Origin of the sequence: Paraburkholderia sp. GAS333, assembly GCF_050435665.1 — a bacterium.
GTDB classification, from domain to species: Bacteria; Pseudomonadota; Gammaproteobacteria; order Burkholderiales; family Burkholderiaceae; genus Paraburkholderia; species Paraburkholderia fungorum_A.
The window spans coordinates 943423-958811 of record NZ_JBNDKS010000003.1 but is presented as its reverse complement, the minus strand read 5'-3'; the positions used below and the strand labels follow the sequence as shown (position 1 = coordinate 958811).

The window sequence follows — 15389 nt, the reverse complement described above, 5'->3', positions numbered from 1 at the left end:
CTACTCCAAAAAGGATGGAAGATAAATCTCGTATACGGATGGGCGTTGGCCGCGGCGGTTGGTGTTATCCGCATTGAGTTCGGAGCGTGTCGCTCTACGAAGTCGTCAATTTCGCCCGCTGAGCCAGCGACGGAAACAGCCTCATCCAGAGCGCCACGATCAACACCGTGCTCGCTCCGCCGACCAGCACGGAAGGAACCGCGCCGAGCCAGCCGGCCGTTATGCCGGACTCGAATTCGCCCAGTTGATTCGATGCGCCAATGAAGATCGAATTAACGGCGCTCACACGGCCGCGCATCTCGTTAGGCGTTTCCAGTTGCACCAGCGATTGCCGCACGACGACGCTGACCATATCGAATGCGCCGGTTAGCATCAGCGCGACCAGCGACAACATGAATGAGTGGGAGAGCGCGAAAACCAGCGTCGAAAGGCCGTATAGCGCGACCGAGCCGAACATCATTTTTCCGACACGCCGCTGGATCGGATAGCGTGCGAGGTAGAGAGAGACTAGTAACGCGCCTACTGCAGGCGCCGAACGCAAGAGCCCCAATCCCCACGAGCCGATATGCAGAACATCACGCGCAAAGATCGGCAATAGCGCGGTTGCGCCGCCGAAAAGAACCGCGAATAGATCGAGGGAAATCGCGCCGAGTACTTCTTTGCGCATCCAGATAAAGTTGATGCCCGCGAACAGGCTTTGGAGTGTCACCTGCTCGCGAGGCGGACGTACATGTTGATGACGGATCAGGTAGACCATCACGGCCGCGAACAGGCACATTCCCGCGCACACGCCATACACGACAGATGCACCTGCCACATAGATAAAGCCGCCAATCGCCGGCCCGATGATGGTGGCGCATTGCGATCCGGCGGAATTGATGGCGAGCGCCTGCGGTAATGCGGGCAGCGGCACGAGCGTGGGCAGAAGCGCCTGCTGCGTAGGCAACTGGAAGGCTTTCGCCATACCTAGTCCGATCGACGCGAGCAGGATGACTTCGCGCCCCAGCCAGCCTCCCAACGTGCCCGCAATCAGGAGCATGGCTACGCTGAACTGTCCTATCAGGCAAGCCATCAGAATGAAGCGGCGATCATACCGATCCGCGACCTGACCCACGATCAGACAGAGCGCGAGTGCAGGAACAAACTGCGCCAGGCCGACCATGCCGAGGTCATACGCGCTGTGCGTGATGTCATACATCTGCCAGGCGACGATCACCATGAGCATCTGATTGGACATGGTCGTCGCAACGCGGCTCAGAAAGAAGTATCGGAAAGATGAAATCTCGAGAACCGGGTTCTTCATGAAAAAAATAGACTGATAGAGAACTGCACAACACACTGCGCACGACATTCAGAACCGCGTAAAAAACGACGCGGACGTTTCGACAATGCGACCCCAAAAGTACTCAAACTGAACGGCAACAGAACATCAAACCTATTTCTCAAACGACTATTGGCGACCCGTTTAAGGAGTCGCCAATAGGCAGGTTCACTACAGACGCCGATTAGAAATGGATTTCAGCCTGGAACATCGGAACCGATGTAATCGTGCCGACCGTTTCGCTAGTCGGTGAACCGTACATGTGGTACCAGTACTCGTAACCGAAGCCCGCATAAACCGTTCGCGGATGACCGATGAATGAGCCGAGGTCTGCGAGCAACGAAGCGCGGGTGAGGAATTCGGTCTTCGTCTGAACGCCGAAGCCATCCTTGCCCTTCGGGCCGGTCATGCTGGCGAAGCCACGGAACATCAGCGGCACAGGACCCACGCGGAACGGATACAGCCACGAGCTTTCGATGTGCCATGCAGCGTTGTAGTGCACGTCCACGCCGACGATACCGTTGTGGTTGCTTTCGGTCCGCACACCTGCGGTCAGGTTCCAGAAGCCGCGCGGCAGCGCGAATTCGATAGTCGGACCGAGAACGAGCATGCGGGCACGTTGTGCGTAGGCGTCGTTCTTTGCACCGAACTCATAACCGCCGGTCAGGCCGACGTCGCGAATCACGCCGATACCGATCTGCTTGCCGAAGATCTTGCTGGCGCTCAGCGTGACGCGGCCCACGCTATACACTTCCTGCGCGCCACTCGTATTCGGGCCGCCAACCTCGGGATTCGCGGAGTTCGACACGAGATAGTCGACGTTGAATGCGTAGCTACCGAAGCGGAAACCGCCGGTCGTCGTCAGGTAGCCGATGTTCTGCGTAACCTTGTCGGCAACGCCCGGGTAATGGAAGTTGCTGCCGACGCGATAACCGATAAATGTATCGTTCCACGACACCGGCGGGACACCGGTCTGCTCGCCCGACTTCAGATCCGGAAAGGTGAGAGGCGCGTTAGCGTTCGCCGGAGTCTGCTGGGTCGACTGCGCCTGCGGCGGTGCGGACTCGGTGGGAGCCGTGACCTCTTCGGCGAAACCGAACTCGCTCAAACAGCAGAACATGGCCACGCCGAGAAGCGGCTTGCGCAAAGCTTTAGAAATTTTTTTCATGTCTCCGTCCATATAGATTTTTTTATCGGCTCCGGTTTCGCTCAACTCTGTTGATGACGTAATGGGAGCCAGATACCCGAGGCGCAGCTGTCAAAGCCGGTCGACGTACCGTTTCAGCAAAAGGCTGGCGATGTGCCAACTCGACGCTGTGCGTTTTATTTGAATGTGCTTTTTGTCTCCGTCGAAATTGGACTTTTGTTTATTGGCGAGGCGTGGCCGTTTTCGACTCTTGATTCGCCGCACCGTGGGCAACTAGCTGATCAATCCGGCACTGGACAGTTCTGTCGCGGTGGTTGGAGGGAATAGTATTGGATGGCTGCGCGTCTGCCTTTACACAAAAGTGAGATTCGCTGGCATTTTTTGCTGCACGTCGGGAGGGGGATGTCGTCCGCGATTGCGGACTGATTTGCACCGGTGGAGTTAGTGCGAAACGGGGCGCTTCAGCTTGAAGAGAGAGCTGGGAGTCGGAGAAGAATCGAGAAGAGAAAGAAGGCCGGGAAAGAGGGGGAGGCTTCGCCGCCAATAAGAAAGACGAATGCGAAGCCTCTTGCGAAGTGGCGATTTATTTCGTGCGTTGGGACTGCTCTCTGGCAGTCACCCGGAACTGACTCGGCGCTTCGCCGACCTCTCTGCGGAAGAAGCGCGTGAAGTACGCGGCGTCTGAGAAGCCGAGCCCGAAGGCGATCTGTTCTACCGACATCTCGCCGAAAATCAGATTCCGCTTCGCCTCGGTGATGATGCGCGCGTGGATCATCTTGGTCGGACTTTGCCCGGTGGCAGCCGCGCAGGCCGCACGCAACTGAACCAGAGACACCGCCATCTTCGACGCATAGGCCTGCAACGGCAGGTTCTGCCGGTAATGTTGATCGATCAGTTCACGAAAGCGGTCGGCCAGGCGGATCTCGTTGCGTGATGCACCGCCATTGTCGGGCTGGTCGAGTTGGGTTCCGCGAACCAGCATCAGGAAGATCTGGGTCAACAGGGCCTCTGTTCCGACCACATGACCGAACGTCTTCGATTCGAGTTCCTGTGCGAGACGCGTGACCAGGCCGAAGAACTCAGCGGCGGACCCGGCTGCCGAAGACAGCGCGATCATTCGGGGCAGCGACCACAACTGGATGAACTCGTGGAGTCTGGCGTTGACCTGGGTCAGATAAGACACCTCGATTGTCACGACCCATCTGTCTACGTCGATTTCGTAATCGAGTCCGTGCACGCACTCTGTTGGCAGCAGCAATACGCAGGGCCCCTCGAACGGGACGCTCGAACCTTCTAGATTCATTACGCCACGACCGCTGCGAACGAAGATCACCTGGCCGTATTCCGGGTGCGCATGAGGTTCGGTTCGCCAACGGCCCCGCTCGGTCACGTGGCCGATATTCACAAACCACTTCTCTTCTTCTTCAGGGCGGTCGACATACAAACGGACCTTCGGTACCGTTTTCAGCGCTACTTTGTTGTTCGGTTGGCGTTGATATTTTGTCATCGCACTGTGTGTCATAAAGTCTCCTTGGCGAAGATCAACGGGTCGATCTGATGAAGGCCGGTCGTCGCATCACGGCGCTTGCGCAGAAAGATTTTCCGGCACTGTCCCCTTTAAAACCCTATCTCACCGGTCAAACCGCGGCAAGTCGTTCTCGCGACGCTATGAGCGGCGGCTGACTCTGATCAAGAACCGGGTCGCAAACTTTGACGCGACGAGCAGTGGGTTTGTTTCAGGAAAACGTGAGCGCCAAAACCGCAAGCATGACATATGTCGCGACAAGGTTGCTGTCCAGCTTGCACTGAGCGCTGGATTTGGGTCTCGCTGAGCCGGACGAGGAAGGCTCCAGGAGCGATCGTGCCCTATCTAACCGACAGAAAAAAATGCCAGTGAATCTACGTTTTGTGTAAGGACTATCGATCGGGCATCAAATATTCTTACAACAGAGACAGGTCCACAGCGATGAGGCTCGCTTAGAGAGCGCTGATGGGGCACCAAACACCGCCTACATGACCATGCAAAAAATGCAGGCAACAAAGTGAAAGCCGCCGGAGACGGGCGGCTGGCATCGCTATTTTTTCGCGTCGCCTGAATGCCTGCAAGCAGGCTAAGGCGGCGCGATGCAGTAGCCGTTCAATTCCAATAAAAATGCAATGGAGACGCACATGCGGGAAGGGACACCTCGTGGCCTGTTCGGCGCCATACGAGTCATTGCCGCGAGACGGACGCGACATTGCAACTCGACGCCGGAAAGAACGGGCCGCACGGACCATGCGTGTGCGAAGGTTCGCCGAGAATCGTGCAGCGTCGCCGTTGGCCGTTCGGTTGACGAGAGTTCCTCGTTCTACCTCTGGCGTCTTCTCGCCACCTCTTCATCTGTTCTGACAGCCGGCATCTTCGACTGCTTTGGCTTCGACATCTTGCACCAGTGCTTCTACAGCGCGATTCGCATTCCACGTTCAACTTGCAGCACCGCGCTTTTTCAATTCGCCAAAGGGATGCCGATCCCACTCCGGCTGCTTAAGCCCCAACCCTCTTCTGCTCACGCTGCTACGTGCGAACTGCGCACCGGCGAGACACTCACGGCATTTCTTGTGGCTTAGCCGCCAACTTCATTCTGGTTACTTTCAAAGGCACGATGTTTTCTGGAAATTAGAAATACGAACGAAATCATAAATTCTCAATTTGGCGCAACAGACCGCTGAATGATGAATTTTAAAGAACACACATTGATTCGGAGACTAGATGAAAAAGTGGCTCACTCTCGTGTCGGGCGTTGCATCGGCGTGTGCGTTTAACGCGGCTTATGCGCAGTCGTCGGTGACGCTCTATGGCGTCATCGACAACGGCATCGAGTATCAGAATGCAGGCAGCGGCGGAGCGGTTCGCGCCACGTCGGGCGGCCTGTTCGCAAGCCGGTACGGGCTGAAGGGCAGTGAAGACATTGGCAATGGACTGCACGTCAATTTTCAGTTGGAACAAGGATTCAGCGGTGCGACGGGCGCGGCCGCGAGTGCGACGGCAGCGTTTAATCGTCAGGCGTGGGTGGGGTTGTCGGGTGATTTCGGCGAGACGCGGATCGGTCTGCAGAATACGCCGCAGTACATCTTCCTGAATCCCGAACTCGATCCGCTGGCGGTCATGAGTGTCGGGTCGCCGATGAACAACTTCAACACCTTGACTGTTCGCGTGAATAACGCGATCTCGTACTTCACGCCGACGATCTATGGTTTGACAGCGCAGTTCATGGTCGCGATGCGCGATTCGACGACCAAGCCGTCGAACGGGTTCCAGTTCTATAACGCGGTGGTCCGCTACGTCAACGGCCCATTCCATCTCGCGGCCGGTTACGAGCAGGCCGACAATGCAACTGGAACTTCGACGCTGAAAGTGTTGAACGTCGGTTCGTCGATTACCGTGGGGAATGCGCAGTTCTATCTGGCGTATCACAACGAACGTCAAACCGACAACAGCGTGAAGCGGGACGTGTACGCCGCATCGACGTCATACTCGTTCACTCCCGCCGACGATCTCTCGGTAATGTACGGTTACGCACATGACCGCACGGGCGCGGGCAATAACGCACAGCAAATCGGTCTGACTTACGAGCATCTTCTTTCGAAGAGGACGACACTGTATGCATCGGCGGGCTTTATTCAGAACCGCGGCCTCGCGCAATTCAGTCTCAATGGTACTAACTATCAGGGTCTTAAAGGTGCACCGGGTGCGAACACGCGCGGCGTAGCTTTGGGGATCATGCATCGCTTCTGATGCAGAGTGCGCCGGTACTGCGAAAGCGGTACCGGCGTCCGGGTAAATGACAGGTTTGTCGCACGGAAATGTATGGAAAAATATGAGCTGTTTCCGTGATATGTCAGCAGTGTTAGGATGGCATCGCTTCGCCGGGCGGCTTTAGTTTTTTGAAAGTTTATCCGCTATAAAAAGTGTGCTTATCCGGTTCTCGATAGAAGGTCTATGAGGCTTTCCTTCAAAGCTTGATCAAGGGTAAACACTGTCTTGATCTGCTGTTGTCGTATTCATTATTGAAGACGGAACGCAGAAGTATTCGTCAGAATGTTCGCCAACGCTGAACCTTTTTCAACGTCGGTGAGCCAACGCAGAGGCGATTTGATCGAGGCCCACGGGGCTGTTAAATTTCTGTGCCGAGCAGTGAACCTCTTCTATCGTACGACGATGGCGCGAGGCGAGGTGTAAGCCGATTCTGGATGAAGAATTGTGGTCACGTATCGAACCGTAGTTGCCGCCCTTGGTGCACATGTGCATCTGGCATGTTGGGCACAAGCTGGCGCCGCACCCGGCCGCGCTTGCGAGCACTCCGTTCGTGCTGACAATAGACTGACTCGCTCGCGGGCTCCTCAGTGGAACAGGTTATGGTTTGGGCACGACCGGAAGAGATCGGACGAGCCGAACAGAAGTTGGCGTTTGGGGCTGGTTGCTGACGGTCTTTCCAAACCCGTTGAGCGTGGTCGCCCAGATTGGCCTAAGGCAGATAGTGTTCGAGTCGTCGCCGGCTCACGCAACGGAGGCAACCGGCAGATCAGGCCAGAGTCTACTGCCCGAGCACCATACGGTTTCAGGCGTGCTGTCGCTCCCAGCGCCAGCGATATTCCTGCCGCCACGATTGGCGCGCACCTTTACGATGGCACGCAACTGCCACATCAGCCTGACACGACCTCTGCATCGCAAGAACTTCAAGGTCGATCAATCAAAAAGCCCATAGCACTTCGCGCCGAGTACAGCGGCGTCCCCGGCAAGCATCGCCGGGCGGTTTGTTCTATAAGTTCCGCCGTGTCCGTAACTGTTGCGAACGTCGCGGCGATATCCCGGGAACATTCTTCCAAACCGGTCGTGCGAGAAGGCTGCATTGAAGCGGCGCCGGTGATCGACAGTTCACTCAGCAAACCGGCTGGCAATCGCGCGATGAAGATTGGCGATCGCTCGACTAAAAAATTGCGACCCATGCGGAATCAGACAGAGAACCTTTCCGCGTGAGCCATTGCATTTCAATGGCAGCCGCCGTCGAGTGCGATGTGGCCGCCAAGGAGACTTTATGACACATAGTGCCGTGGCAAAGTATCAGCCCAAGTCCGTTCCCAAAACGAAACGGGCCACCGTTCCAAAAGTTCGCCTGTACGTCGAGAAGCCTGAAACGAAGAACTGGTTCGTGCATGTCGGGCATGTCACCGAGCGGGGCCGCTGGCGCACCGAACCCCATGCGCATCCCGCGTACGGTCAGGTTATTTTTGTTCGCAGTGGGCGCGGGGTGATGAACCTCGAAGGTAGCAGCGTGCCGTTTGAAGGCCCTTGTGCATTGCTGTTGCCGACCGAATGCGTTCATGGTCTCGACTACGAAATCGATGTCGACCGATGGGTGGTGACAATCGAAGTCTCCTATCTGACGCAGGTCAATGCGAAGCTTCGCGAGTTCATCTCGCTCTGGTCACTGGCCCGAATGATTCCGCTCTCCTATTCCGCTGAAGCCGGAATGGAGTTTTACAGCCTGATTAGCAGCCTCAAACAGGAAGTCGAGTCGGAGGCGGTAGGCCATGTGGTCGGCACTGAGGCATTGCTCACGAGTCTTCTGCTGATGCTGGTTCGTGAAACACGTCTGGATCAGACCAGCAACGAAGGCGCAATTCGAAACGACATTCGTCAGGTAGACCGATTCCGCAAGCTGATTGATGAACACTACCGGGAGAACCTGCCGCTGCAAGACTATGCGTCGATGATGGCGGTGTCCCTGGTGCAATTGCGAGCGGCGTGTGCGTCAGCGTCGGAACAAAGCCCGACGAAGATGATTCACGCGCGCATCATCACGGAAGCGAAGCGGAATCTTATATTCGGTGATATGTCGGTGGAGCAGATTGCCTTCTGGCTCGGCTTCGCCGACGCTGCGTACTTCACGCGCTTCTTCCGGCGAGAAGTGGGCCAGGCGCCGAGTCAGTTTCGCGTCGCCGCGCGGCAACAGCCTGAACGAAAGGTTTTGTCGTAGTAAGCTGCGCTCGCCAAGTCTTTATCGATGAAATGGAAAAGCTCGATCGTGGCGTCGGAGTAAGCGATGTCAACGTATCTGGTCGAACAGAAAAAATGCCAGCGAATCAGACTTTTGTGCAGGGACGCTCGCTGGTTAATCGAATACCCTTAAACCGATTGTTCTCGCCCGATGGCACTCAAAGCTCTGGTCATTTGCATGGAGCCAGATCAGCGGCATGCCGGAAAGAGAACAATGGATGACTACTTTCTCGCGGCTATCGGTACTTGACCGCGAGCAGTATTCATTTCTCTCACACCCTCTGTGTCTCAACATTACTCGAATATGACCCGGTTGTTCCAGAGAAATAGCCTGGCGCGCTTCGGCGTGCTGGCTGCACTTTCCGTGCTTACCCTGTCCGCTTGCACGCTCGACAAACCTGCTGGCGCTGCCGCAACTTCGTCGGCGTCGGCGCACTCCGAATTCGTCTACATCGGCACGTTGCAGAGCCAGATAAGCGGACTGCGCCTCGACACTTCCACTGGCGAATTAACGGCAATCGGCACCGTTGCTCAAGGCCTCAAATCCACGTGGGTGACCGCACATCCTGAACTGCCAATTCTTTATGGCGTCGACGATGACAGCGCCAAGGAAGGCAGCATCACTGCCTACGCGGTGAATCGCGGGACTGGCACGCTCAACCCGATCAACGCGACGCACACGGGCGGCCACGGCACGACGTTTTTGCGTTTCGATGTCCCGTCGAATACGCTGCTCGGTGCCAATTACAACAGTGGGTCCGTGTCGAGTGTCGCAGTCAATGCCGACGGCAGCATGGGACCTCTCGTGTCTACGGTAACGGAAACAGGGTCCGGGCCAAGTCGCCGGCAGACGAGCGCGCACGCGCACAGCATTGCAATCGATCCGACCGGGCGCTACGCGCTCGTTCCCGATCTGGGCGCGGATCGCGTGTTCATCTATCGCTTTGATCGCGCAACGCGCGCTCTGTCAAAAGATGACGGCGCCGGTCAGCATGAGTTCGTTGCGCCGGCGGGAAGCGGTCCTCGTCATCTCGCGTTCGGGTCGAGCGGTCAATACGTTTATCTGCTGACGGAGATGAGCGCGGAGATCATGGTGCTGCGTTGGGACGCAGTACAAGGTCATTTGACGCTGGTGCAATCGCTGCCCACCAGCACTCAGAACTTTCAGGGCGTGAAGAGCGGAGCCGAGATTGCGGTCAGTCACGATGGGCGCTTCGCGTACGTCGAAGACCGCGGAGAGAATTCGATCGTCGTTTATCGAATTAGCCCGGAATCGGGGGAGCTGTCGCTCCTTCAGCGCATTTCGTCCGGTGGTGACAAGCCATGGGGATTCGGTATCGATGCGTCGGGCAAATGGCTGGTGGTCGCGAATCAACGTAGCGGCAAAGTGAATGTGTTCAGCGTCGATACTGCGTCCGGCATGGTGTCGGACACAGGCAAGTCGGCTGCCGTTACGTCGCCGACCAGTGTTGCGTTTGTGAAGTAACGTGCTATGTGACGCCCTCGCTCGATGAATCGACGGGGCGCCAGCGACCTGAATCAGGGCACAATTCCGCAGGTGTCCCGTTCACCAGAATCTGTTCGTGGGCCAGTTGCAACGAGGCCGAAGACACGACATTGAATGCGATGTTCAGCGCCCGCGCGACGCGGGCGTCTTCGATTGGCAATTCCCAGGTCAGGAAGATCTGCACGCTGTCCATGTTCTGCGTGAAGTCGGCCGCATTAAAGCCGCTGCTGCCGCGCTGGATGACGCCGTGAGGCTGGCCGGTATCGAACACGACAACCGTGCCTCTGGTGATGGGAATACGCAGACCTATAGACGGAAAGTGCAGGTCCTGGCCGCTGTCGTCGCACAGAAAGAGGTTGCAGAAGGCTGCTCCCCCGTACTGCGCGCCGTCATGGTGATATCTCGCGCCCCGGCAGGCCATGAGCGCCACGTCGCTGGACGCGAGTACTTCAGGCATGCCAAGCGCGGCTGTCCAGTCCGACGCAGCCTGCACGCAGTGCTTATAGTCCGGCCATCGCATCAACGCTCGGGCCAGGGGCATGACCTCGACATCGCCGGGTTCCAGAATCACCTGCGACGATATTTCTCTTTCCCAGTCTGCTAGCAGACGTGCTGACGGTGCGGGTATGTCGACGGTGCCTGTCAGCACGATATCGCTCACGCGCCGACTGCGGATCGCGTCGCCGCTCTGGAAATAGGACGTCACTACGTCTTGCGAGGGGTGCTGGGAGGAGTTCATCCAGCGCATTGTAGCGATTCCCAGAAACCGTTTCGATGCAAGCCGGACAGCGGCAATAGACTGCAAACGAAGCGTTGGGGCATGGCTCATCGATGCGACCGGTTGCACTGAGGAAAATGCGGACGATAAAAGTTAATGAATAAAAAGTCTCATAATTTTTATGGTTCAGTGTGAAAAATATATCAGGTGAATTTTATTCGCATGTTTGTGAAATTTGTTGATTTGTTTTATCTATAAATGAGGGTTAGTCTGGGTATGTCGGGAAGGCAATAAGCCAGGTGCATGACATGATCCAGCCAATCGATATCGAAGCAATCGCCCGCGGCGACATTCAGCGGTATTCGAACCAGGTGCTGACCAGCGTGAACGACCATGACGTTCATCTCAGCATCATGCAGACGCCTTACTTCTGGCACCTGCATCCCGATTCAGATGAGACATTTGTTGTTGTCGAAGGCACGCTCGCGGTCGATATGGACGACGGAACCGTCAATCTGCAAAGAGGGCAGATGCTGAGCGTGCCGGCGGGCGTGCGTCATCGAACGAGGCCGGTGACTGCACGTTCGGTCAATCTCACGGTTGAGAGGACTGACGCGACTACCGTCCGATGTGATGCGCCGCCGCATTGGACGGGTCCATGATCCGCATCTCGGGCGACCATGCGCTTACGCAGACATCCGTCCATCTGCTTCATGACAATTTTGAATAAATTTATTAGCCAATCAATACGCATTTAAAGATCATTTTTATATTCATAAAGCGTATAAATTTATTGTTATATGCTGAATCGTCTATCAAATAGGCAAACGTTTGCCAATAATACTCTCCGCATTCATACCGGGGACGTCGAGCGTGTCGGTTTGGCTCAGCGTCTCCTTAAAAAACGGAGAAGAAATGAAAAAAATGTCATCGAGGATTCTGCTTGCATCGGCCCTCAGCGTGGGTGCCGCCAGTAGTGCGTTCGCTACCGGCGTGTATGCACCGTATGTCGACGTCACCGCCTGGCCTACGCCCGCGTTCGACGTGATCGGCGTCCAGCAAGGTATCCAGCAGTTCACCATGGCCTTCGTGGTCGCCGGCAATAACCAGTGCGTTCCATCGTGGGGCGGCGTGCAGAACATCGGCGCCGGCAATACATCAGACCTGCTTACGTCCCTCTCCACGTCGCTGACCAACTACCGCGCGAAGGGCGGCGAAGTGTCGGTGTCGTTCGGCGGCGCCAACGGCGAGCCGCTAATGCAGGCCTGTACGACTGCGGCCACGTTGCAGAGCGCGTATCAGACGGTGATCGACAGCTACGCGGCGACGCACATCGACTTCGATATCGAAGGCGGTGCGCAGGAAGACACGGCGGCGATCACGCGCAATTTCCAGGCGGTCAAGGCGCTGCAGTCTGCGATGACGGCGAAGGGCTCGACGTTGCACGTCACGCTCACATTGCCGGTCATGCCGACGGGTTTGACGCAGGACGGTGTCAATATTCTTAACTCCGCGATTGCCAACGGCGTGACGTTCGACGCCATCAATGTGATGGCGATGGATTACGGCAGCGCGTCGATCGAGATGGGTTCGGCGGCGACACAGGCTGCCACGTCGCTGTACTCGCAACTCGACACGGCGTTCAAGGCGGTCGGTCAGACGAAGACGGATGCGCAACTCTGGCAGATGGTCGGCATCACGCCGATGATCGGGATGAACGACGTGCAGGGCGAAACATTCACGCTCGCCGATGCGCAGACGGTGTTGAACGTTGCGCGCACTGACGATGTTGGCATGTTGAGCAACTGGTCGGTGGGACGCGATCAGTCGTGTCCGGGCAATGGCGCATACACGTCGTCGAGTTGTTCGGGCATCACGCAGACACCGTATGCGTTCGCCGCGATCTTCAGACAGATCAATGGTCACTGGGGCACGGGCGTGACGCAGGACGCGTCGTATAGCGGCTCGGCGGCCACCGGCAGCGCGGGTAGCAGCAGCTCGGGCAGCTCGTCGGGAAGCAGCTCCAGCAGTGGCTCCGGGAGCAGCGGTTCAGCTAGCAGCGGGTCGTCGGGATCGACAGGAACCGGTAGCACGGGAAGCTCAGGCACGACTACGCCGGCGAACGGCGCGGCATGGTCGTCCGCGCAGGTTTATACGGCCGGTATGACGGTGACTTATCAAGGCGCCACTTACAAGGCGCAATGGTGGACGCAAGGAGATGTGCCCGGGCAGGCCGCAGTGTGGACGCAGTTGTCGGGTCCGCTTGCGACGTGGTCGTCGACGATGGCTTATTCGGGCGGCACATGCGTGACCTACCTCAACGCGAAATATTGCGCGCAGTGGTGGACTCAGGGCGATACGCCGAACAAGGGCGGAGTGTGGGTGCTGTCGAACTGATTGCTTCTCACGTATTGCGGGTTCGATGTGTCGCGGACGCAAGCCTGAAATGGCGATGCACGACGTCTTCGAACGGCATCGAAGAATTGTCGCAATACGATTGTGAGAGGTAGAAAAGACTGCGGGCATCGCCGATAACTCGACGATGCCCGCGGGAGAAGCTCGAATAACGTTAGAACAATGCCTGCTGTTGCTCGGGGACGATTCGCATGACGTTGAGTTCGTCGAATCGCAAACGTGCTCTTGCAAGATCGTGAAGCAACTGTCGTTGCAGCCAGATTTCGGCACTGATGCCGAATGCCTTGTCGAGTCGCAAGGCCATTTCGGGTGAAATGCCGGCTTTGCCGCTCAAAAGATTGGTGAGTGCCTGCCTGCTGATGCCCAACGCTGCTGCGCCATCGGTGACGCTCAGGTTGAATCGGGCGAGACAGGTCTGTCGAATCAAAGCGCCAGGATGAGAAAAGTCGGAATCTGCCATGGCCCGAACAATATAAGCGATGACGATAGCTGTCAACTGACAAGCGCCTGTTGTCTGGTCTGGCTGTTGCAAAGTCGCCGCACGAGCAGGTGCATTACGAATGCATTACCGTGCGGCTTCTTATTCCGGCCTGCTCGGACTGCACTAAAGCAGCGACGCTCCTGAACTACCGAGCCGCATTGCTATCCGCAATCGCCTGCAACGCGGCATGCGGACTATCGAGTACAACACGTCCCGCATGAACCAGAGGCGCGGCCTGCGCCATCCACGGATGAGCGAATGCCACAACACTAGCGCCCGCGTCATACGCTTGATTTGCGGCGCGCGCGACTTTGGCGAGGCATGCATCGAGATTGCCGCCGGTAAACAGATCCCAGATTCCGGCGACGTTGACTACTTTCACTGAATCGACTTTCTCGTTCACATACTCCGCGAAAAGACGACGAGTGGGCTCGACGGAAGACTCGAGCGCGCACAACACAACGATGTGTCCGCCGATACGCGCGGCGGTCGCAGCTAATGCGGCGTCTGCCCGCACGATTGGGACTGGCAAATCATCAATGGCCGCCGCGACCGAACTCAATGTGGCACACGTGACGACTACTGCGTCGGCACCAGTCGATAACTCCACGAGGCAATGCTTAATCTGCCCCGTGATTTCCGCAGTGACTATTCCAGTCTGCTGGATGGCTAAGCGGAGATCAGTCCGTATTTCGTGACGAAGCTGTTCGCTCAACAAGCCCAGGTCCTTCGCCGCGTCGTCGAAAATTTTCCTGTTGCCTTCCAGCGTGTGCAAGAAAGAGATGCGCATTGTCTTTTGCTCCGTGCGGTTATCGGGGCGGGCCGGTTGCCAGCGACATGTCGGAATGGATTGTTGCAGTACTCGATTCGCCGGACAAGGCAACTGCGAATACCGGTATTCCCAGTACCTGCATTCGAATGATCTGGCTGGTCGCGCACTGAAAGAACTGATTGAAATACGGTCGATATACATCCGTTAAAGACGCAATACGATTCGGTAATTTCTTGTAAGGACTATTTCAATTGCAAGTTGTTTTACCGGGAAATGTGTCGGCTAGTCACGAATAAAAAGTACTGGTGCACACAGTGTTTCGGCTTTCTCACGAAATAACACAAAACTTTTCCACTCAATACCCAAACACGCTTGCAGGTAAGGAGAATGTTCCATATTATTTCAACGTTTCCTGCATGTGCCGAGAACCTCAAGAAGATTTGCAGAAATTGGAGTGGTGACTCCGACAGCAAAGGTCGGGAAGCCAGGCTGGTTTTAGCGCTGTATTCAATGAAATTCAACGCGGCTGCGTCGCTGAATTTCTTCATTGAGTACATGAGCGGCATCGTGCTACGAAAAACTTACTGGAAGTGACCGGTATTACGGCTCGTTAAGCGTTGGCGATTGTTGCCTGAGTGAAAACCGGTCACGACACTCGTTTCTTACTGGAGGTGTGCGTGAGTATCAGTTCCGTGGCAAGTGCCCTTTACTCACCGATGTATCAGTCGGCATATCAATCGGCCAGTCAATCGACAACGTCGTCGGCGAGTTCGAATCCTATTCAGTCCGTTGCGCGTTTCGCCAGCGATGTTTCCTCTGCCGCCTCGAGTGTGGTGCCGGTACTCGGGTTGCTAGGCAGCATCATCGATGTGTTTGTTTGAAGGCTGCACAAACGCCTTTAACCGAATAGATGTTGCAGGTAGAGAAGAGGCGCGACGGCCACGCTAATTAACGGTGGCTTGTCGCGCTCGTGACCTTCTGTCCAACCGGT

Annotated in this window: 12 protein-coding genes; 6 read left to right on the top strand and 6 right to left on the bottom strand. The window is 56.5% G+C overall.

Annotation, left to right across the window (positions count from 1 at the left end; translation table 11 throughout):
• Positions 1-94 precede the first annotated feature (94 nt).
• From ABH945_RS20035 to ABH945_RS20025, 3 genes are all read right to left on the bottom strand, one after another.
• A complete protein-coding gene (locus tag ABH945_RS20035; protein WP_429251667.1) occupies positions 95-1237 on the bottom strand; it encodes an MFS transporter in 1143 nt (380 codons plus the stop codon).
• Between the two features lie 268 nt (positions 1238-1505).
• Positions 1506-2489, bottom strand: a complete 984-nt coding sequence (locus ABH945_RS20030) for a hypothetical protein (protein WP_429251666.1) — start codon at positions 2487-2489, stop codon at positions 1506-1508.
• 562 nt (positions 2490-3051) lie between these two features.
• Positions 3052-3990 carry a helix-turn-helix domain-containing protein gene (locus ABH945_RS20025; RefSeq protein WP_083380099.1) on the bottom strand — a complete coding sequence of 313 codons (939 nt, stop codon included), beginning with the start codon at positions 3988-3990 and terminating at the stop codon, positions 3052-3054.
• Between the two features lie 1227 nt (positions 3991-5217).
• Here ABH945_RS20025 and ABH945_RS20020 point away from each other — a divergent pair.
• The 3 genes from ABH945_RS20020 (at position 5218) to ABH945_RS20010 (ending at position 9991) form a co-directional block, all read left to right on the top strand.
• Positions 5218-6243, top strand: a complete 1026-nt coding sequence (locus tag ABH945_RS20020; protein ID WP_429251665.1) for a porin — start codon at positions 5218-5220, stop codon at positions 6241-6243.
• A gap of 1315 nt (positions 6244-7558) precedes the next feature.
• Positions 7559-8485, top strand: coding sequence for a helix-turn-helix domain-containing protein (locus ABH945_RS20015; RefSeq protein ID WP_429251664.1), 927 nt, complete (start codon positions 7559-7561; stop codon positions 8483-8485).
• Between the two features lie 333 nt (positions 8486-8818).
• A complete protein-coding gene (locus ABH945_RS20010) occupies positions 8819-9991 on the top strand; it encodes a lactonase family protein (protein ID WP_429251663.1) in 1173 nt (390 codons plus the stop codon).
• Between the two features lie 4 nt (positions 9992-9995).
• On the opposite strand, the gene ABH945_RS20005 is transcribed toward ABH945_RS20010, so the two are convergent.
• Positions 9996-10760: a hypothetical protein gene (locus tag ABH945_RS20005; RefSeq protein WP_429251662.1), complete on the bottom strand. Its 765-nt coding sequence runs from the start codon at positions 10758-10760 to the stop codon at positions 9996-9998.
• 278 nt (positions 10761-11038) lie between these two features.
• Between ABH945_RS20005 and ABH945_RS20000 the strand changes: the two genes are divergently transcribed.
• On the top strand, positions 11039-11392 hold the full coding sequence (locus ABH945_RS20000; protein ID WP_429251927.1) for a cupin domain-containing protein: 354 nt from the start codon (positions 11039-11041) through the stop codon (positions 11390-11392).
• 262 nt (positions 11393-11654) lie between these two features.
• Positions 11655-13127 carry a chitinase gene (locus tag ABH945_RS19995; RefSeq protein WP_429251926.1) on the top strand — a complete coding sequence of 491 codons (1473 nt, stop codon included), beginning with the start codon at positions 11655-11657 and terminating at the stop codon, positions 13125-13127.
• 172 nt (positions 13128-13299) lie between these two features.
• On the opposite strand, the gene ABH945_RS19990 is transcribed toward ABH945_RS19995, so the two are convergent.
• Both ABH945_RS19990 and ABH945_RS19985 read right to left on the bottom strand, forming a co-directional pair.
• Positions 13300-13641 carry a HigA family addiction module antitoxin gene (locus tag ABH945_RS19990; RefSeq protein WP_253189773.1) on the bottom strand — a complete coding sequence of 114 codons (342 nt, stop codon included), beginning with the start codon at positions 13639-13641 and terminating at the stop codon, positions 13300-13302.
• A 130-nt stretch (positions 13642-13771) separates the two neighbouring features.
• Positions 13772-14401: an aspartate/glutamate racemase family protein gene (locus ABH945_RS19985; RefSeq protein WP_429251661.1), complete on the bottom strand. Its 630-nt coding sequence runs from the start codon at positions 14399-14401 to the stop codon at positions 13772-13774.
• Between the two features lie 384 nt (positions 14402-14785).
• Between ABH945_RS19985 and ABH945_RS19980 the strand changes: the two genes are divergently transcribed.
• Positions 14786-14992: a hypothetical protein gene (locus tag ABH945_RS19980; RefSeq protein WP_429251660.1), complete on the top strand. Its 207-nt coding sequence runs from the start codon at positions 14786-14788 to the stop codon at positions 14990-14992.
• Positions 14993-15389: the final 397 nt, after the last annotated feature.